At 59.2% G+C, this 18,284-nt stretch carries 18 protein-coding genes and 1 pseudogene; 8 read left to right on the plus strand and 11 right to left on the minus strand.

What is annotated here, in order from left to right; translation table 11 throughout:
- Positions 1–1,353, plus strand: a 1,353-nt coding sequence (locus ACRXB1_RS11865) for an MFS transporter (RefSeq protein ID WP_449492123.1), incomplete at its 5' end; no start/stop codon positions are given.
- Between the two features lie 12 nt (positions 1,354–1,365).
- Here ACRXB1_RS11865 and ACRXB1_RS11870 read toward each other — a convergent pair.
- The 5 genes and pseudogenes from ACRXB1_RS11870 to ACRXB1_RS11890 form a co-directional block, all read right to left on the minus strand.
- A complete protein-coding gene (locus ACRXB1_RS11870; protein WP_449492124.1) occupies positions 1,366–2,091 on the minus strand; it encodes an MBL fold metallo-hydrolase in 726 nt (241 codons plus the stop codon).
- Positions 2,088–2,693 carry a DUF6875 domain-containing protein gene (locus tag ACRXB1_RS11875; protein WP_449492125.1) on the minus strand — a complete coding sequence of 202 codons (606 nt, stop codon included), beginning with the start codon at positions 2,691–2,693 and terminating at the stop codon, positions 2,088–2,090. The genes ACRXB1_RS11870 and ACRXB1_RS11875 overlap by 4 nt, the downstream gene beginning before the upstream one ends.
- 120 nt (positions 2,694–2,813) lie before the next feature.
- The gene (locus ACRXB1_RS11880) at positions 2,814–3,758 is read right to left on the minus strand and encodes an ATP-grasp fold amidoligase family protein (RefSeq protein WP_449492126.1); all 945 of its coding nucleotides are present in this window, start codon (positions 3,756–3,758) and stop codon (positions 2,814–2,816) included.
- A gap of 422 nt (positions 3,759–4,180) precedes the next feature.
- On the minus strand, positions 4,181–5,551 hold the full coding sequence (locus tag ACRXB1_RS11885; protein WP_449492127.1) for a tetratricopeptide repeat protein: 1,371 nt from the start codon (positions 5,549–5,551) through the stop codon (positions 4,181–4,183).
- Between the two features lie 137 nt (positions 5,552–5,688).
- Positions 5,689–5,829: pseudogene (locus ACRXB1_RS11890) on the minus strand (transporter substrate-binding domain-containing protein); the annotation flags it as partial.
- A gap of 440 nt (positions 5,830–6,269) precedes the next feature.
- Here ACRXB1_RS11890 and ACRXB1_RS11895 point away from each other — a divergent pair.
- Entirely contained in the window at positions 6,270–7,127 is an 858-nt protein-coding gene (locus tag ACRXB1_RS11895) for a hypothetical protein (protein WP_449492128.1), read from the plus strand.
- A 339-nt stretch (positions 7,128–7,466) separates the two neighbouring features.
- Here ACRXB1_RS11895 and ACRXB1_RS11900 read toward each other — a convergent pair whose 3' ends face one another.
- A complete protein-coding gene (locus tag ACRXB1_RS11900) occupies positions 7,467–8,084 on the minus strand; it encodes an ABC transporter ATP-binding protein (RefSeq protein WP_449492129.1) in 618 nt (205 codons plus the stop codon).
- 183 nt (positions 8,085–8,267) lie between these two features.
- Here ACRXB1_RS11900 and ACRXB1_RS11905 point away from each other — a divergent pair, with 183 nt between their 5' ends.
- A complete protein-coding gene (locus ACRXB1_RS11905; RefSeq protein ID WP_449492130.1) occupies positions 8,268–10,679 on the plus strand; it encodes a PAS domain-containing protein in 2,412 nt (803 codons plus the stop codon).
- Positions 10,680–10,692: 13 nt separating this feature from the next.
- On the opposite strand, the gene ACRXB1_RS11910 is transcribed toward ACRXB1_RS11905, so the two are convergent.
- The gene (locus tag ACRXB1_RS11910) at positions 10,693–11,415 is read right to left on the minus strand and encodes an ABC transporter substrate-binding protein (protein ID WP_449492131.1); all 723 of its coding nucleotides are present in this window, start codon (positions 11,413–11,415) and stop codon (positions 10,693–10,695) included.
- 109 nt (positions 11,416–11,524) lie between these two features.
- Between ACRXB1_RS11910 and ACRXB1_RS11915 the strand changes: the two genes are divergently transcribed.
- A complete protein-coding gene (locus ACRXB1_RS11915; RefSeq protein ID WP_449492132.1) occupies positions 11,525–12,238 on the plus strand; it encodes a dienelactone hydrolase family protein in 714 nt (237 codons plus the stop codon).
- 60 nt (positions 12,239–12,298) lie between these two features.
- Here ACRXB1_RS11915 and ACRXB1_RS11920 read toward each other — a convergent pair whose 3' ends face one another.
- Both ACRXB1_RS11920 and ACRXB1_RS11925 read right to left on the minus strand, forming a co-directional pair.
- Entirely contained in the window at positions 12,299–12,745 is a 447-nt protein-coding gene (locus ACRXB1_RS11920) for an SRPBCC family protein (RefSeq protein WP_375507845.1), read from the minus strand.
- A gap of 131 nt (positions 12,746–12,876) precedes the next feature.
- Complete coding sequence (locus ACRXB1_RS11925) at positions 12,877–13,518, minus strand: TetR family transcriptional regulator (protein ID WP_449492133.1); 642 nt, start codon at positions 13,516–13,518, stop codon at positions 12,877–12,879.
- A 96-nt stretch (positions 13,519–13,614) separates the two neighbouring features.
- On the opposite strand from ACRXB1_RS11925, the gene ACRXB1_RS11930 reads away from it, so the two are divergent.
- Positions 13,615–14,280, plus strand: a complete 666-nt coding sequence (locus tag ACRXB1_RS11930; protein ID WP_449492134.1) for an O-methyltransferase — start codon at positions 13,615–13,617, stop codon at positions 14,278–14,280.
- Positions 14,281–14,367: 87 nt separating this feature from the next.
- Here ACRXB1_RS11930 and ACRXB1_RS11935 read toward each other — a convergent pair whose 3' ends face one another.
- Positions 14,368–14,814 (minus strand): tautomerase family protein, encoded by a 447-nt coding sequence (locus ACRXB1_RS11935; RefSeq protein ID WP_449492135.1) that lies wholly within the window; start codon positions 14,812–14,814, stop codon positions 14,368–14,370.
- A gap of 219 nt (positions 14,815–15,033) precedes the next feature.
- On the opposite strand from ACRXB1_RS11935, the gene ACRXB1_RS11940 reads away from it, so the two are divergent.
- The 3 genes from ACRXB1_RS11940 to ACRXB1_RS11950 all read left to right on the plus strand — a co-directional run bounded on the left by ACRXB1_RS11940 (position 15,034) and on the right by ACRXB1_RS11950 (position 16,997).
- Positions 15,034–15,579 (plus strand): putative glycolipid-binding domain-containing protein, encoded by a 546-nt coding sequence (locus tag ACRXB1_RS11940; protein WP_449492136.1) that lies wholly within the window; start codon positions 15,034–15,036, stop codon positions 15,577–15,579.
- Between the two features lie 28 nt (positions 15,580–15,607).
- Positions 15,608–16,114, plus strand: a complete 507-nt coding sequence (locus ACRXB1_RS11945) for a CPBP family glutamic-type intramembrane protease (protein ID WP_082778922.1) — start codon at positions 15,608–15,610, stop codon at positions 16,112–16,114.
- Between the two features lie 88 nt (positions 16,115–16,202).
- The gene (locus ACRXB1_RS11950) at positions 16,203–16,997 is read left to right on the plus strand and encodes a hypothetical protein (RefSeq protein ID WP_449492137.1); all 795 of its coding nucleotides are present in this window, start codon (positions 16,203–16,205) and stop codon (positions 16,995–16,997) included.
- Between the two features lie 254 nt (positions 16,998–17,251).
- Here ACRXB1_RS11950 and ACRXB1_RS11955 read toward each other — a convergent pair.
- Positions 17,252–18,284 (minus strand): MmgE/PrpD family protein (locus tag ACRXB1_RS11955; protein WP_449492138.1); only part of this gene is annotated, 1,033 nt, incomplete at its 5' end.

Genomic DNA, 18,284 nt, shown 5'->3' on the forward strand with positions numbered 1-18,284 from the left:
TCGCGGCTCGACCGGCTGCCGTTCACGCGCACCCTCTGGCGGCTGGTGTTCCTGATCTCGCTCGGCGGCGTCTTCGAGCTGTACGACCTCTTCATGACAGCCTACATTGCGCCGGGGCTCGTCAGGAGCGGCATGTTCAGCAGCGGCTCGGTCGGCTTCTTCGGCATCAACGGTATCGGTTTCTTTGTCTTCTGCACGTTTGCCGGCATGTGGCTTGGCTGCATGGTCTTCGGGTCGATTGCAGACCGGCTTGGACGCCGCTCGATGTTCACCTTCTCGCTCATCTGGTATTCGCTCGCGACCGCCGTGATGGCGTGCCAGACGCATGCCGCGGGCGTCGATATCTGCCGCTTTGTCGCGGCGATCGGCGTCGGGCTGGAACAGGTGACGATTGATACGTTCCTGACCGAGCTCGTGCCGCCGCAGGGACGCGGCAAGGCCTTTGCGTTCTACCAGTTCATCGAGTTCCTGATCGTGCCGGTGGTGGCGCTGCTCGGCTGGCTGCTGGTGCCGATCAGTCCGTTTGGTATCGATGGATGGCGCTGGGTTGCGGCGATCGCTTCGGTCGGCGCCATTGCCGCTTGGTGGCTGCGGCTCGGGCTGCCCGAAAGCCCGCGCTGGCTGTCGCTGCATGGACATGAGGGCGAGGCCGAACGCATCATGCGTGACCTGGAGACGAAGATTGCGCGCGAAGCGGGCATGGCGAAGCTGCCGCCCGCACAGCGCTCGGAGCCCGTCGTTGGCGACGGAAAATTCTCCGAACTGTTCAAGCCGCCCTATGGCAAACGCACGCTCGTCCTGTCTGTTTTCAACCTGACGCAGACCATTGCGTTCTACGGCTTTGGCGCGTGGGTGCCCACGTTGCTGATATCGAAGGGCATTCACGTCACCGCGAGCCTTCAGTACGCATTCATCATTGCGCTTGCCAATCCGGTGGGTCCGTTGCTCGGCATCTGGATCGCGGACAAGATGGAGCGCAAGTGGCAGATCGTCAGCGCGGGCGTGGGGATCGGCATCTTCATGATGTTCTTTGCGAAGCAGACCGATCCGCTCTGGATCATCGTGTTCGGCGTGCTGGTGACGCTCTTCAACAACTGGATCTCGTTTGTCTTCCATGGTTTCCAGGCGGAGCAATATCCCACTCGCATACGTGCCCGGGCGATCGGCTTCGTCTATTCATGGAGCCGCGTCAGCGCCGCGCTCGCAGGTTTGCTGATCGGCTTTTTCCTGCGCGAGGGCGGCACGATGGGCGTGGCGTTGTTTATCGGCGCGGCGATGCTCGTGATGATCACGGCGGTCGGCGTGTTTGGTCCGCGGACGCTCAACCGCAGCCTGGAAGAACTCTCGCAGTGAAACGGCTGCGCTTTACCCTTCAACCGTTTCCTTATGCCGGTCCTTGAGGCAGTACTCAATGAGACCGTCGATGGTTGCCGCGACGTTATTGTGAATGGCGGGGCCGTGCATGGGGAAGATCCACTCAATGTCGTATTTCTTGATCTTCTTCAACGCAGCATGCAAGTATTCGATGGACGGAAGGTATCCGGAGTTTTCTATCGACGCCACGATCTCCTGCACGGGGTCGCCCGGGCGTTCTTCCACGGGTCCGTACCGCATGAAGACGTCGGATGAGAAAAGCGCCTTGAGCCGAGGAACGTAGATGACCAGCGCGTCCCACTGGTGAACGTGCTTCGCGAAAATCGGAACGAGCACTTCACCGCTGATGGTGATCGGGACTTCGTCCTTCAAAGGTTTTGTCTTGACGGAGAAAATGTCCGCAAGCGCATGCGAGCAGATCGGATGAGCGTATGCAACCAGATTCTTGTTGAGTGAGATGAAGTCGGGCAGGGCGCCCATTTCATCGGCTTCGAAGTGAGGAACAATGACGCTGTTGACCGTTGCGACATCTATGCCGGCAGACAGCAAGTTCGACTTCATCAGCGGGAAGTCGCCTCGCATTCCGGTCTCGATACAGAGGGTATCGCCAGTCGGAGACTTCAGGAAAAACTGCGAGAAACCCAGGTCGAGCTTCTCGATAAAGATATTGTTTCTGTAGACATGGTCCGCAAAAACATCAACTTTCGACGACTTCATTTATGCGCCTCCATTGCAGTCTCGAATTGGCGAAGGGCGATGCTTCCGCGCCTTCCGAATTTTTCCAGGTATGCGCGCACGTAGTCTTCATCGTCGTACAGGAACGCAATATCCGTTGGCACCATGTTGCGGATGGCAATCAATGGAACGGGCGCTTGCAGCGGGCGAAATTCCTTGTTCCAAAGCCCAGGTTCCGCGCATTCCTGAAAGAACTGACCAATCATCAGGTGCCGTTCAACAAACGCCGGCTTCAGTTGCTTCTGCACATATTCTACTGCGCTTACGATGTCGTCGACTCCGGACGGCACGATGATCCGGCAACGGTAGACGTCCTGCGTCGAGCCGGCTTGCAGGAATTCCTCCATGTGCAATTCCAGGTCCGCCAGGAGACCCGGAACGCTGCTGGAACGATTTCTGTAGAACTCGACCGACCTTTTCAGCATCGCAGTCTTTGCAAACGGACATACGTCCCCGAGCCTTCCGAGCTCGGTGTTAGGGGCGCAAAGAAAATGTTCGATCCAGCCGAGAATCCTGGAGAAGCCTTCGTCGGTTGAGGCTTCTTCAAGAGACAGACGTTCTGAATCTGACAGGCCTGTTGCCATGGTCCAACCTCATCGATGCTGAATTCGGATCACCAGATAGACGCGCGATTTATCAGGAGTTATTTTTGCGATCGCCACGGTGTTTATGCCTGTCTCAAGGGCTCGTGTTTCATTCGTCACTTACGATGCCGGCATTTCCCTGATCAACCGGCCCCAGTCATAGTCGAGATCGTCGGGCGTAAAACGCGAGACGCCAGCGCCCGGCGTGAACGTCAGTTCGCCGAAGAATATTTCGTTGTCCGGCGCATAAAGGTCCACGCGCACATAACCGAGCCCTTCTGACAAGACCGAGGCGATCCTGACGATCTCGTCCCAGTTCGGCAACGGCGGAGCGGGGACCGCGCTGCGCGGGTATCCACCCAGCTCGAAGTCGAGCCGGTTCCAGCGCGCGTCGTAGAAGTCGTGTCTTGGACTGCCGAAGCGGTCGGAGACCACGCCCGTATAGATGAACGGCTCGCCTTGCTTGCGGCCGAAGATATTCATTTTCAAATCGGCGGGGACCATGCCGCTCTTGTCGAGCAACAACTTCTCGAAGTAGAGCCGGGGCTTGATCGGCCGATAATGCCGCTCGCGTGACGCTTGATAAAAATCGGTCGCCAGCCATTCATCCGCGAGACGGCTAAGTTGCTCGAACGACACCGTGGACTTGTCCCGGACCACCTTCACGAATCCGCATCCGTGATTCGCTTTCATGACGAACGAAGCGGGAAGCGAGTCGAATACTTCCCGCGTGAAAACATCGGGCACTGCAATGAGGGGAATCAAATGCTTTTCGCCCACCTTGCTTGCCACGTAGTCACGAACGGCAAGCTTGTCGGTCAGCGTGGTCCACACCGGTTTGGGATGAAGGCAACGATCAAGAACGATTTCATTGAAGGTCGTGGGATTTCGCAGGTTGGGAAAGCGCCCGACTCTCTTGCGATGCGAGATCATGACGAACACATAATCGGGAAGAAAGCGCTTTACCCCTCGAACCAGGCGATTACGGATGGCGCCGCGCTTTTTCTCCGTGGGGGCCTCTGCCGGAAAATGTGTTGCATGCGCCAGCTCGTCGGGGGTGCTCATCGGCATATCTCCTCGCTTACTACTTAAAATCAAATTACGGGTAGTCGGGCACAAGCGGAGACGACAACCGAAAGATGTGTCGTCCGGAAATCTGGTAAATGCTGCGGTGAGTTTTTACGCGCGCGCCTTCAAACCGGCTTTATGCTGCAATGAAGCATAGGCGATCGACCAGCCCCGTAGACTGGCGTGGCCGAAAGTCTGGAACTCTTGGCGCATTTGGAAAACCGGGTTTTTGTTGCAGCGCATTTTTTGCCGATCCTGCAGCCTATATGTGCTGCTGGATGAGCCTGTTTAGTGCTGCCACTTGCTTGTTTTCCTGCGTCCAGACGATTACTAACTCCTTACGTCTCATGGCGTCGAGCAATCCCGCGCAAAGGGTTTTTTTGTTCGACGCGAAATGTGGAAGACGGGTTGCGGCCGCCTCACACCTTGGACTGCGTCATCCCGACGTGCCGTGCCGCTGCAGCGTAACCAATCCGGTCCGCCGGCCCGACCGGATGCGTCGCGAGCGCACGATTCAGATGAAGCCGCAGAACATCGTCTTGTCCGGACTTCATGGCAGCATCGATGAACAGTTGCTCGAAGACATCGCGCTGGGCATGACTGCCGCCAAGCCGCTGCATTTGGCTGAGCGCAGGAAGCATCGCGTCGACACTTGCTGCGTATTCCTGCCGCCCGTGAAGCAACACGGCCTCACTCACCGGCAAGGCTGCTTTCCTGAGAATCTGCCGGCGTTCGCCACGCTGCACTGAATCCGCGTCGCGAATCCCCTGGAGCAAACGCTCGGCCGCCTCCCATCGCTCTGCACCGGCCAGCGCCATCATCCAGTGCGGAAGCGTAAGGGCCGCGAGCGTGTCGCCAATGCGGGCCTCGGCCAGATCCGCGAGTTCATCCCATTGGTTGCCTGCGTTTATGCCGTGGAGCTGCAGCCGGAACAGCATCGAGGTTGCGTTCAGCACATCGTTATACAAGTCTGGAACGGCCTGCAGCAACGGTGATGAGAGGTCGCGAAAACGCTGGTCGTAGAGATCCAGGACCTGATCGAACTCGCGCCGTTCAAGATGAAACATCGCACGATGCCACCACAGGTGATGCTTGAAGTTGTTCGCGGTTACCCAGTGCGGTTCGAGCTGGTTCAGGAACGCAATGCCTTCGTCACGCCGTCCCTGCATCTCCATGACGTGAGTCAGCGCGTGTGTTGCCCAAAGATTGCCCGGGTCCGACTCGATTGCCGACCAGCCGGCTTTTTCGGCGGCATTGTATTGACCGCATTCCTCGTGGGCAAACGCATTGCAAGCCAGCACGGTTGTGTAGCCCGGAAGCTGATCGCTCCAGTACGGCATGACCTTGGTGATTTCATGCAGCATGCGTTTCGGAAGCCCATACCAGAACGCGGTGTTGTGGTGAACGCGCAAGGCGAGCAGGTCGCGCGGGTGAGCGGCCAGAATCTCTTCCCAGACCGAGAGCGCGCGATCGAGGTCACCGTCGATCCAGTGCGCCAGTGCCGCAACGTGCGAGCGCTCGCGATGGGTCGCTTGAACGGCGTACCGTTGTGCTTGTGCAAGCGCCTGCCGGGCGGTCCCGAGATGTGAAGCGTTGAGCGGCATCATCGCGAAGTAGCCCGTCAGCACGTGGGCCATCACGAACCCGGGGTCTTGCGCGAGCAGCTTGGCAAGACGCGCACCGAGGTCGGCCTTGTAGTACAGGTATCCATCGATGGCGAAACGGTATGCATCGCCCGCTTCATCACCGGTGGTTGTAGAGATCACGAGCCCTTGCGCGTCGTATGTCATGCAGTTTCCTTAAGCGCCGACATCCTTATCGTACAGGAGCGGCCACAGCGGCTCGCCATCAAGTGCAGCCACGCCGGCATATCGCGAATCTCTGGGAACGAACGGGTGAAGGGGCTAGCCGCGGGCTGACCGCGAGATTACTTCGATACATTCTTTCTTGCCAAATACTTCTGCGATATCTGCGTGTAGGCGCCGTCCGCTCTGATATTGGCGAGTGCTTTGTCGATGGCGGCCAGAAGCGGCGGATTACCCTTCGGGATGACGACGCCGGAGTACTCACTGCAAAAGTTTTATGGCAGCGCCCGCTTGAAAGCTTGGTTATTGGATGTTTTTTGTTTGTCGATCTTTTCTCGATATGTCTTGCGATACCCGCTAAAACGCTCGACGCGACTGTATCAAGGAGCAGTTGTTCCACAAAGCACATCCATGCCGAACGTAATGTGCAAATCGTATAAAGCAACGCCTGCGCGGTTGGCCGCAAGAGGTTCTCGTGCGAGTCGGTTGCATCGCCAATGGTCATACCATGGTTGTCTGAAAGTGACTGGATGTTGGCGCATCCACGCGCCATCCGAGCGCGTAGTCAATGGATTAGGTTGCTCGTGGCAGGGCACCGGCGCACGGCAGGCCGGATCAACATCGCCTCTGTCAGCCTTTCCTGGGACCGTACATTGCTGCGATCCGGCGGACGCGGATGTTCGCGCTATACAGGGCATACATCATGGTCACTCATCCAAAGAGGCTGGTCTTCGCAGGTGTTTTTGTCGTCGCGCTTGCGGTTACTTCATACCTGCCACAATTCGTCCAGAACGCGCTTCATCACGATCACTCCATAAGCGACGGCTACGACGACTCCGGGTCCGCGGGCGGCATGCCTGACGGAGCGCCGGCGTCCGGAGCAGTTTCGAAGGAAGTGCGCCCCGATCCGTCGCCGGCGCGCATTCTTCAGGCGGTTCGCGACAGCCTTCAGCGCAACGATCTTCAATCGGCTGAAGTGCTGCTTCGCGCTGCGCGTGCGCTCGATATCAACAACCGGCAGGCGCTCGCGCTTCAGCACGAACTCGATGCACGCATGACGCAGAGCGCGTCGCCGTCGACAGCTGTCAAGGGTGCGGCAACGCCGCAGCGAGCGGATTCGCTCCCGGTCAAAAGAACCAGCCGCACGGCTACGCGGACCCCGGACAAACGCGAGCGTGCAGCGATTCACACGCGCAAAGCGAGCAACACTCATGAAGAGGTGAACACATCCAGGATCACACCTGTCGAGACCGCAGCTCCAATCACCGAGGCGGCCGAGAAACCACAGTCCATGGTCGAGTCAGTGCCCGAAGCCGCACATGCGCCGGCACCTGTGATTGTGCCCCCGCCAGTTGTTCAGCCTACCGCGCAACCCGTTGCACGACCCGCGCCCGCGCCGATGGTGGAATCGTCACCGGGGCCGAAGAGCCGCGAGGAGGTCCGGGCGGAGCTGTACCGTGCCCGCACCGATGGCAGCCTTCCGCGCTTCGGCAATCCGGATCCTGCCGGTCCGGGCGTTGCGACGATCTCGAAGCCGCTTGCGGCGACGCCGGACCGCTAAGGCCACGATCAGTTTGTGCATCGATCGACCGGGAAAACGCAAGGAAATCTAACCTTCAAACCCGTTGATTTCCTGTCGTTACACAAAGCACGAGCCCAAGGGCCGGCAATCGGGCCTCGTGTGCTTCATGTGGTGAGCAAAGCGCCGAAGCGCATGGGGTAGCGATGGCACGCAGATTTCAGTATTGATGCACGAGCGACGATTTTCGAGATATTTCTCATTCCAACGTTAATTGGAGCCTACTTTCATGAGTTCCTCATCGAATGCATCGAACGAAGGCATCGAACGAATGCATCGAATTTTCCCAGCCTCATGCTTCAGAAAGGAAAGAGTATCGAACTAAGCGTTTAGGTCGGCAAAGGTAATCGTTTGCGCCTTGCATGCTTGCGTGAAAGCCGGGTCATAACTCGAAAAAAACACCACACGGCGTTCCGCCAGTATCCCGAAGAGCTCAACCAGAACGCCGCGAGCGTTGGCGTCCAGCCCGGCGACGGGTTCATCCGCGATCACAACCCTTGCATCGCCGATAACCGCCGCGGTCAAGAAGACCTTCTTGCGCGTGCCGAACGACATTTGCTCGAAGCGTTTCTCCAGATGCGGCGTCAGCCCGAACCGCTCCGCCAGGTCGAGCACGTCACGCCCGACTGACGCCTTCCGCTCCAGCGCCACCTGCTCCAGGTAGGCGCGTCCGGTTTGCAATGAACCAGGCAGGCAGTCATCGGGAATGAAGGCCAGCGCGGATTTTGCTTCGGCCGGAGCATCTCGATGCAAATGTCCGTCGATCCACACATCGCCGCAATCTGCGGGAATCGTCCCGGCGAGCATGCCGAGCAGGGTGGTTTTGCCGCTGCCGCTATCATCGTTCAGTGCGATGCATCCCGGGCCGGCGCGATAGCTCAGCCCTTCGAAAATGACGCGGTCAGCATAGCGTTTGCCGAGGTTCTCAAATCTAAGCATAAGTAGATGTCTGGATATTGCGATAAGTTATGGATGCCGCATCAGGAATGCCCACGCGCGGTGAATCCTGCTGATATTGCATAGTATCGGTCTGAGGCCGATCCTGAGTGCCGAGTCGGTGAGTATCTGTCAGTAACGTAATCCGTGTGTTCCGGCCGGAACGTGAGCAAATGGAGTTGAATCTTGACCAAGGTTTTGAGCCTCGATAGCCCCGATTTCCTGCAGGGAGGGGGTGAAGTCGGGGAGTTGATGCGGTCGTACCGGTGGGAAGATACGCCACATGGCACGCCGCAAACGTGGCCGCAAGCCCTGCGGCTAACCGTTGGCATGTGCATCAACTCGCCGCTTCTGAGCACGGTGCTGTGGGGACCGCAGTTGTGCATGTTCTACAACGATGCTTATTCGGCGTCGCTTGCCGACCGTCATCCGGCGGCGTTGGGAAAGCCAGTCGCCGAGGTATGGGATGCCGCGTGGGATGTCGTCGCGCCGGATTTCCACCAGGCAATGAAGGACGGCACGGGATTCGAAAACAGCAAGGTCCAGCTCCGGTTCGTGCGCAACGGAGTACTGGAAACGACCTACTGGGACTTCAGCGCCACGCCAATCCGCGATGAATCCGGCGCGATCGTCGGGCTGTACAACGTCGGCATTGAAACCACGGCGCAGGTGAGGCTGACCGAAACACTCGAGCAGCGGATGCTCGAACGCACGGCCGAGCGCGACCGGCTGTGGGAATTGACGGACGACCTGCTGGTCAGCGCGGACTACGAGGGCCGCATTCATCGTGCGAGCAATGCCTGGAGCCGCCTGCTCGGGTACACGGAAGAAGAGCTGAGGTCGCGCCCGTACTCCGGGTTCATGCATCCCGATGACGTTGGCGCGACCATGGACGCGGTGATGGAGATGCGCGCGAGCGGTCGCCCGGTGCACTTTCAAAACCGGCTGATTGCATCGGATGGAACGCCGCGATGGATCGCGTGGAAGCTCGCGCCCGAGCCGAACAACGAACGCATGATCGGCACAGGCCGCGACTTCACCGAGGAACGAGAGCGCGAGATCGCGCTGCGCGATTCCATGGACTTTGCGCGCCTGGCGTTATCGGCGGTGAGCGGGGTCGGCGCGTGGACGTACGAAGTGGCGAGCGATCAGTTTTTCTGCGACGAGGCCATCTCCGAAGTCTATGGAATCGATGCAATCCAGGCAGCGAAAGGCATCAGGCGCGAGCTGTTCCTGGCCAACGTGCATCCGGACGATCTCAAGGCGCTCGGCGCCACCATGTCGGGCGGCTTGCTGCGCTCGGGCGATCTGGAACTCGAATACCGGATCAACCATCCCGATGGGTCGGTGCGCTCGGTGCTCTCCCGCGGCCACACGTACTTCGATCTGGAAGGCGTGCCGGTGCGGCGAACGGGCATTGGTATCGATATGACGCAACAGCGCCTGCTTGAACAGCAGCTTCGCCAGAGCCAGAAAATGGAAGCGGTCGGCCAGTTGACTGGGGGCCTCGCGCATGACTTCAATAACATGCTGCAGGGCATCCTGGGCCCGCTGGAACTCATCCAGCGGCTCGTGTCCATGCGGCGCACCGACGGGCTCGAGCGTTATTGTTCGATGGCGATGTCATCGGCGCAAAAAGCCGCGGCATTGACGCATCGCCTGCTTGCGTTTTCACGGCGCCAGCCGCTCGATCCCATACCGGTCGATGCCAACGAACTGGTGGCATCGCTTGCAGACTTGTTGCGGCGTACGACCGGCGAGATGGTGGACATCGTGCTCAAGCTGGACGGTACGCCGTGCAAGACCGTTTGCGATGCCAACCAGCTTGAAAGCGCGCTGCTGAATCTCTCGATCAACGCGCGCGACGCCATGCCCAACGGCGGCACGCTGACCATTTCCACGTCGCACGAAAGCATCGACGAACACCACGCCGCGCAGCGCGAGCTGAAGCCGGGCCGTTTCATTTGTATCGCCGTGACCGATTCGGGCGAGGGCATGCCGCCCGATGTCGTCCGGCAAGCCTTCGAGCCGTTTTTCACGACGAAGCCGCTTGGGCAGGGTACGGGGCTGGGTTTGTCGATGGTGTATGGCTTTGCCGGGCAATCCGGCGGCTTTGCGTCCATTTCGAGCCAGCTCGGGCAAGGCACGACGATCCGTCTGTACCTCCCGGAAACCGATCGCAAGGACAGCCCGGATCACGCGCCGGTCACGCTCGCGCAGCTTCATGAAAGCTCCGGCGAGACCATCCTGGTCGTGGAGGACGAGAGCGACGTTCGGAGGTTGCTCGTCGAGGTGTTTTCGGACGCGGGTTATACCGTGCTGCAGGCTGCCGATGGCCCGTCGGGGCTGGAGATCCTGAGGTCTCCGGTGCGCATCGATCTGCTGGTATCGGACGTTGGTTTGCCACGCATCAATGGCCGTCAGATGGCCGATGCCGCGAAGCTGTTGCGTCCTCACTTGCGGATTCTTTTCATGACGGGCTACGCGGAAATGGCGGTCGCGCCGGGCGGTTTTCTCGGCGAAGGCATGCAGATGATCACCAAGCCGTTCAGCATCGAGGCGATCGTGAACAGAGTGCAGGGGTTGCTCGGGGCGTGAGAAGCAGTGGCGCCTATGCAGTCCCCGGCGCCACCGATGCACCGGCAATACCGTGCCGCTTCAATGCATCGGCGACAAACCCCGACGTCTTCATCTCTTCCACGAACGCCGCCAGGAAATTCGCGGCGTCCTCGCCACGGCTTTTTGGCGTGCCCATTGCCTGCTGTATCACCATGAAGCGTTCATCGAGCAAACGCAGGCCGGAAGTCTTCGCGGCATCGGCTTCGAGTTGCTGCTTGACGCCGGCCGCAACCTCGAGTTGCTGATCCATGAACGTCTGCACCACCGCCGGCGACGACAGCGCGCGCACAATCTGCGCAGCCTTCAGTTCGCGCGTGAGGAACAGGTCGTACGCGCTGCCTTTGCCAACCGCCACGCGGTTTGCTGCTTCATCGACATCGGCATTCGCGCGAATCGGCGAAGCGTCTCGCACGAGATAAAACCCTTCGATCAACACATAGGGCGCCGTGAACGCGATGCTAGCGCCACGCACCGGATCGATTGCGAAGAAGCCGAAGTCGGCGCGTTCATCGGCGACGGCTTCGACGGATTTGCCGGCGGTATCGAAGACGATCAGTTCGACCTCCAAGCCCAGCCGCTTGCCGAATTCGCGGGCGAGATCCACCGATACCCCGAACGGTTTTCCTGTCGATGGATCCGCGTTGGCGAGGATCGGATTGCCCAGATTGATTGATGCACGCAGGCGGCCGGTCGGGGTGAAGGCGTCAGTTGTCATGGGAAAAGGCTCGAGAATGTTGCCAATAGGGAGACACGCAGTAATCGATTGTCAGCGCTATGCTACCGGTTCCGTTCACCCGTTGAACTGTTTAACCGAGGACCCCGTCATGAAACAGACACCAGGATCAATGATCAGCTTTAAGCGCCCCGATGGGCAGGAGATACAGGGTTATCTGGCAAAGCCGCAAAAGCTCGAAGGCGCGCCCGCGATTGTCGTGATCCAGGAATGGTGGGGCTTGAACGACCAGATTCGCGGTGTCGCCGACCGGTACGCGCAGGCCGGGTATATCGCGCTGGTGCCTAATCTGTTTCGCGGCAAGACCACCGTCGAAGAGGCGGAGGCGAACCATCTGCTGACCGAACTCGATTTTGGCGATGCCGCCGGCCAGGACATTCGTGGCGCGGTGCAATACCTGAGGACGCAGTCCGAGCGCGTCGCTGTTACGGGTTACTGCATGGGCGGCGCGCTGACGCTGCTGGCGTTGAGCAATATTCCGGAGGTATCGGCAGGCGTGGTCTGGTATGGTTTCCCGCCGCTGGAATATGTCGATGCATCGAAGATCAAGGCGCCGGTGCTCGGACACTGGGCCGAGCAGGACGAATTTTTCCCGGCGGAAACGGTGGCTCAACTCGAAAAGCAACTGTCCGATGCGAACGTTGATTTCGAGTTTCATCGATACCTCGCGCATCACGCGTTCGCCAACGAAACAGCGGTCGGGCCGGGCCGTATTTCGAGGACGCAATACGATCCGGTCTGGGCGCAAATGGCGTGGGATCGAACGCTGACGTTCTTCGGCAAGACCATGTGGGCGCAGAAGTAAGTCAGGTTCTTTCGGGTAGCACGCCTGACATCCCCGAAAGAGTCCCTCCAATCCCGTCGGTCAGCCCGGAATCTCGGGCTCGGCCAGCTTCGCCAGTTGCAGAAGCGACTCCTGCCAGCCGAGGTAGCACATCTCCACGGGGATCACCTCGGGGATGCCTGCCTGCACAACAGTGATTTCCGTTCCGCACGACACCTGCCGCAACGAAATAGTGATGTCCATCCGGCCGGGCAGGTACGAGTCATCGAATTTGTCCCAATAGCGGATCTTCTCGAACGGCACGAGTTCGACGTACTCGCCGCCGAACGAATGGCTGGTGCCGGAGCCGAAGTTGCGGAAGGACATCTTGAACGTGCCGCCCACGCGAGCGTCCATGTGGTGAACCTGACATGTGAAGCCGTAGGGAGGCAGCCATTTCGCGAGCGCATCGGCTTCGAGGAACGCTCTGTATACACGTTCGGGTGTTGCGCGCAAGACGCGATGCAGGTTGACGGTTCCGGTTGTCATGAAGTAATCGCCTTTCATTGAGAGTTGGACATACCCCTACGACGATCCGGCGACGCGAGTTTCGACATACATTCAGATCAGGGGAGACCCGTAGGTGCGAAAGGATTTTACCCGGCTCCCGGAGCGCGTCTTCAACGCGACGGTTGCAAAGCCAGTTGTCCGATGTACGCGCACAGCATGTCGGCTATCTCGGCTGACCACCGGTTCACCTCGGCTTGTGATTGCGCTTTGATGGAGACTGCTTCCCCGACTTTCGACATGGTCGTAATCAAGACCTCGGCGGCCAGCGAGCGGCGGTCCGTTCCCAGATCGGGAAGCGCCTCGTCCATGAACGCAATCGCGATATTCATCGCCGCGTCTCTTTGCGCCTGCGCCTCGGGTGAGTCGCGATAAAGCGGCGCCGCATCTTCCAGCGCCGTGCGAAACGCGGCTTCCTCGTATTCGGTATCGAAGAATGTGCGTACTGCGGCTCGCAGGCGATCGAGCGGAGGATGGGTTGTATCGTTGAGGATGCCTCCGACGAGTGCCCGGGTCCTGGCCCACTCTTCAGTCTGCAATCGAAACAGCATCGCTTCCTTGTTCGGGAAGTATTGATAGAGCGAACCGACGCTGACGCCGGCCGCTTCCGCCACCCGAGCCGCCGTGAAACGCGGTGCGCCTTCACGCACCAAAACGCGAACTGCAGCCTCGAGAATGTCCGCAACGAGGCGCGTTGAACGTTCCTGCTGCGGACGCTTGCGGGCAGATACGACGGGGCTTTGCCGGCTCTTCATGGATGTGCCTTCCGAAACGCGATTAGTAAATGCGACGAATTGTTCGTATTCTAGACGTGTGCGCAGCAGCGTCAATTTCCATTGAGAGGCTCATCCATGAACACACTGATTCAGGCGCCGGTCTCGACCGTGCTGGAACAACTATTTGCCGATGCCGACGCATCACAGGCCCATCTCATGCAGCAGATGGCAGGACTTTCACCGGAGGACCGCGCGACGTTGATGGCAAGCGCGCGATCCACCGATTACCGGGCGTTTTATACGCGGGCGAAGGAGTTTCATCTCGCGGTCTCGCGCAAGACCGGAGCGTTGCTTTACATGTATGCACGCATGACGAAGGCGCGTTCCGTCGTCGAGTTCGGCACGTCATTTGGGGTATCGACTTTGCATCTCGCGGCGGCGCTGAGGGACAACGGCGGCGGCGCGCTGATCAGCGCCGAGTTCGAGCCGTCGAAGGTTGCTGCGGCGCGAAGAAATATCGAGTCGGCCGGTCTCAGCGATCTCGTTGAGGTACGCGAAGGCGACGCGCTGGAGACGCTTGCGGATGGATTGCCGGAGAGTATCGATCTGGTTCTGCTCGATGGCGCCAAGGCGTTATACCCGGGAGTTCTTGCGTTGCTCGAACCACGATTGCACGCGGGCTCGGTGCTCGTAGCCGATAACGCTGACTGGAGTCCCGAGTACCTCGAGATCGTGCGATCCGGCGGCCGATACTTCTCGCAAGCCTTGCACGAAGACGTGGAAGTATCGGTCAAGCTTTGAGCGCGGTTATTCGCGTGCGCCCCGCGCGTCGACATCGGCAACCGCGCTCGTATTCACTGGGCGCTTGCCGTTCAAATTCTGCGGCTGTTACGAGCCGGCGCCCATTCCGAGCAGGTAATCGCGTTCGGCTTCATCCATCGACTTGAGCCAGTCTTCCTCCGCGCCGGGTTCGGGCAGCACGCGCCCGTATTCAACCATCTGCGAAGGAGGCAGTTCCGAGATATAAGCCCACACGTACCTGCGTTCCAGCGCGGTGGCGCTGATGATCACCTCGACAATCGATTCAAGCAGTTGCCGCTTCTGCTCGGGCGTTCGTCCCGCACGAATATGACCATGGACAAAGGCCTGTTCCGCCTTCAAAGGGCTTCCTCCAATGAAGTGGTTACCCGCCGGGATTTCGTTGAAGATCACTTGCGCGAAGAAACCTTGCGCGCCAGTGGCGCGGCTGTGCGCTTGGGTGATGCCATCGGCGATTCGGTGCTTGAGTTCGTCGTTGAACCGATCGGCCGCGGTTGACACAATGTAGGTCGGCATTATTTTAAGCTCCGGTTGGAAGTACGTCGTGCGGGAATCAGCAATGGCTTTGCCTTGTTTTGTCCAACAGCCTACGCCTGCAGCGGGATGCTTGCTGTGTGACGGGCGGATTGAGACGCGGGGGCATCGGCCACGCGCGATTGCGGCGGTTGAAGAATATTGCTGTTTTCGGTGACGGCGGCGGGTTATGGTTACGCCGTAGATTCCAGGGAGAAATCCATGCCTCAGGTGCGATGGAAGATGCAGTCCGGATCGGGTATCGAACATCTCGTGCTTCAGAGCCAGCCGGACGGGTATTCGGTGGAGAGCGTGCTCACCGGGCAGAACAGCGATGGTTCCTATGCAATCCAGTACTCGCTGCGATGTGACAAAAGCTGGCGCACACGGTTCCTGTCGATTCAAGTCATCGGCGGAGCGACGCTGGTCATTCACGGAGATGGGGAGGGCCACTGGACGGACGAACAACTCGACGAGATTCCGGACATCGAGGGATGTGTCGATGTCGATATCGTTGCGACGCCGTTCACGAATACGCTGCCAATCCGCCGGTTGACGTGGCATCGAGGCATGCAGCAGCGCATCGCAGTTGCATGGGTTTCCATACCTGATTTGCAAGTCGTTCGCGCAGACCAGATCTACACATGTATCGAGCCAGGCAGCCGGTTCCGATATGAAAGCGCTGACAGCGGATTTACAGCAGAGCTGGAAGTGGACAGCGACGGATTGGTCATCGATTATCCGGAACTGTTCGAGCGCTTGAGATAAAAGCCGTGGGCAAAAGAGAAAATAAAAAATGAGAGACTTAGGGACTCAGCGGCCTTTGAACGGGACCTTATTCCGATTTGGTCTTTCCACACCAACCTGGGTATTGATTCCTCTCGCGTTGCTGGCGACGGAGGTTTTGCCCTGGCCGATCGGCTATCTTGGCGACCTGTTCTATCCGCAAAAAGAGTTGGGAGGGCCGGATCTGAAATCGCATGGCATTGTTTATCTGATTTTTTTTGTCTGCGTGTTCGCCCCGCTGATCGAAACGGCGTTTAACCAGTGGGGCTGCATTACGCTGCTTCGAAACCGGTTGGGCGCCGGCCCTTGGCTGGCTGTTTTGCTGTCTGCGGCCTTGTTTGCCGGATTGCATAACTACAACTGGAAATACGTGCTTACCACCTTTCCAATCGGTGTCGTGCTGGGTTTTGTGTTCGTGGTCGAGCAAACCCGGCGACGCCGGGGTTTTGTCGTAACGTCTCTCGTTCATTCGTTGAGAAACGGGATTTCACTCTTGCTCATTTTTTCTCCGATGTGAACCCGGTACGAACCGAAGAAGCCAGACACCGGGAAGGGCGATCTTTGGACAAGGGTAAGATCCCACTTTAAGTCCGTTCGATCCTGGCATGCTTACGCTCAAACTGACGCTTGTCCCGCTGTTCCTGCTTGTCGTTTCGATGTCAGGCAAATGGTGGGGGCCGGCAATCGCCGGCTGGCTGGCCGGATTGCCTATAGTAGCGGGCCCGATTCTCTACCTTCTTGTGCTCGAGCATGGCCCGGCGTTCGGGGCGCATGCCGCGACGCTTTCACTATCTGCGATCCTCGCATCGGAAGCATTCAATTTTGCCTACGCATGGACCTGCCGCTCGCGCTCGTGGCCAGTCGCCCTGGTTGCCGGACTGATCGCGTGGTTCGTATCGGCGTACGGCTTGTCGATGTTGCCAACTTCACCCTTGTGGGCGGCTACGGCTGCGTTCGCTGCGGTGTGCTTCGGCCAGTCCTTCTTGCCACGCAGCGAAGCGGTCGCGGCCGGCGCACCGCTTTCCCGGTCTGATCTCATAGGAAGAATGGTGGCCGGCGCGGTGCTGACGGTCCTGGTCACGTCGTTGTCTGGATGGGTCGGCGCTACATGGAGCGGGTTGCTGGCAGTCTTTCCGCTGCTCGGGATTGTCCTGTCGGTTTCGTCTCACCGTGCTCATGGGCCGGCCTTTGTCATATCGCTGCTTCGGGGCATGGTCCTTGGCAGGTTTTCGTTCGCCGCATTTTGTTTGCTGCTTTCGTATTCGTTGCTCAACCAGCGCCCGGTCGTTGCGTTCGCACAGGCGGCAGCAGGGGCAATGCTTGTCCAATGGGGCGTCAGGCGACTCGCCGTAACTCGGCGCGCGAGGATCGCAGGGCCGAACGGCAGGATGGTGGATTGATCTCGCAGGCCTTCGATTGCTCGGCGAGCAGAGGTTCGGGAACAAAAACGTTGAGTGAAAAAAGCAACTAACGGTCTGCGCGTTCTACATCATTCACAAGCACCCTCATTTCAATTCGCACGCTCACTTTGGTCTGCAGCGAGAGGGCTCAGCGTCGAGATCGGCCAGGGCAATTGGCGATGGTCTGCATAGGCAACCACTCCCCTCGACCGACTCATACGCTCCAAATGCGAATTACACCGCGAGCCCATCCGCTACTGTGGTAGCGCGGCGAGCGCAATCTCGCCCGCGCTATCCAGTTGTTCCACGTGCCAGCACGTGTCCATCAGTTTGCGCGTCCGGTCCGGCGAAAGAATGCCTTCGGCGAGATCCGAGAATTTCTTCTCGAGTTGCTGATCCGTCATGGGCACTTCCGTACTGCCAATCGCGTGCTGGATGAATTTATGCAGCTTCCGGCCGTCCTTCAGCGTGATTGTCATGTCGACCTGTTCGGGCTTGATCGACGGATCGATGATCGCGTTCACCTTGTCGCGCAACGCGATCGTCATGGGGTCGCGCACCTTCGCGTCGCTGAACTGCTTCTCGCCGGCAGCACCATCGATCACGGCGATCGCCACCGCGTGATAGATGCTGAACTTGCCTTCGAGCCCGATCTGCGGCGTCTTCTTGCCCGTCAGTTCGATGACGAGCGGATGTACGCGAAGATCAATGCGGTCGATTTGATCGGCCGTCAGATGGTACTGATTGCGAAGCTGGATCGCGGCATCGATAGCCGGGTGGATCACGATGCCGCACGCAAACGGCTTGTACGTGTTCAGCGTCGACTCGTAGTGCGAGCCGAGGCCTTCGGTTATTTCGCGGTAATCCTGCTTGGTGCTGATGGTGTTCGCCCAGCCCCGTTTGGCTTCGATCATGCCGTCCGAACTGGTGTAGTCCTTCTGCGCGAGGAGCGCCGCGAAGATCCCGTTGGCGGCGGCGCGTCCGGGGTTGAAGCTCTTGTTCATCGAGCCGAAGGATTCACGCAACCCGACCGGCTGCGATGCGGCGAGCCCCAGGGCCCAGACCATCTGCTGGACGCTCAAGCCCATCAGTTTTCCCGTCGCCGCTGCCGAACCGAATACGCCGCATGTGCCGGTGATATGCCAGCCGACATCGTAGTGGTTCGGATATACGGCGTTGCCTATGCGCAACTCCGTTTCAACCCCGAGTACGAGCGCGTTCAGAAAGTCCTTCCCCGACACCGGACGATATTGCGAATACGCCAGGATGGCGGACACGACCGGGCCG

Source organism: Caballeronia sp. M23-90 (assembly GCF_053574605.1).

Bases quoted from the DNA above. Each gene is read 5' to 3' on its own strand.
- ACRXB1_RS11870 (WP_449492124.1), bottom strand. From the start codon at position 2,091: ATGAAGTCGTCGAAAGTTGATGTTTTTGCGGACCATGTCTACAGAAAC.
- ACRXB1_RS11875 (WP_449492125.1), bottom strand. From the start codon at position 2,693: ATGGCAACAGGCCTGTCAGATTCAGAACGTCTGTCTCTTGAAGAAGCC.
- ACRXB1_RS11880 (WP_449492126.1), bottom strand. From the start codon at position 3,758: ATGAGCACCCCCGACGAGCTGGCGCATGCAACACATTTTCCGGCAGAG.
- ACRXB1_RS11885 (WP_449492127.1), bottom strand. From the start codon at position 5,551: ATGACATACGACGCGCAAGGGCTCGTGATCTCTACAACCACCGGTGAT.
- ACRXB1_RS11895 (WP_449492128.1), top strand. From the start codon at position 6,270: ATGGTCACTCATCCAAAGAGGCTGGTCTTCGCAGGTGTTTTTGTCGTC.
- ACRXB1_RS11900 (WP_449492129.1), bottom strand. From the start codon at position 8,084: ATGCTTAGATTTGAGAACCTCGGCAAACGCTATGCTGACCGCGTCATT.
- ACRXB1_RS11910 (WP_449492131.1), bottom strand. From the start codon at position 11,415: ATGACAACTGACGCCTTCACCCCGACCGGCCGCCTGCGTGCATCAATC.
- ACRXB1_RS11915 (WP_449492132.1), top strand. From the start codon at position 11,525: ATGAAACAGACACCAGGATCAATGATCAGCTTTAAGCGCCCCGATGGG.
- ACRXB1_RS11920 (WP_375507845.1), bottom strand. From the start codon at position 12,745: ATGACAACCGGAACCGTCAACCTGCATCGCGTCTTGCGCGCAACACCC.
- ACRXB1_RS11925 (WP_449492133.1), bottom strand. From the start codon at position 13,518: ATGAAGAGCCGGCAAAGCCCCGTCGTATCTGCCCGCAAGCGTCCGCAG.
- ACRXB1_RS11930 (WP_449492134.1), top strand. From the start codon at position 13,615: ATGAACACACTGATTCAGGCGCCGGTCTCGACCGTGCTGGAACAACTA.
- ACRXB1_RS11935 (WP_449492135.1), bottom strand. From the start codon at position 14,814: ATGCCGACCTACATTGTGTCAACCGCGGCCGATCGGTTCAACGACGAA.
- ACRXB1_RS11940 (WP_449492136.1), top strand. From the start codon at position 15,034: ATGCCTCAGGTGCGATGGAAGATGCAGTCCGGATCGGGTATCGAACAT.
- ACRXB1_RS11945 (WP_082778922.1), top strand. From the start codon at position 15,608: ATGAGAGACTTAGGGACTCAGCGGCCTTTGAACGGGACCTTATTCCGA.
- ACRXB1_RS11950 (WP_449492137.1), top strand. From the start codon at position 16,203: ATGCTTACGCTCAAACTGACGCTTGTCCCGCTGTTCCTGCTTGTCGTT.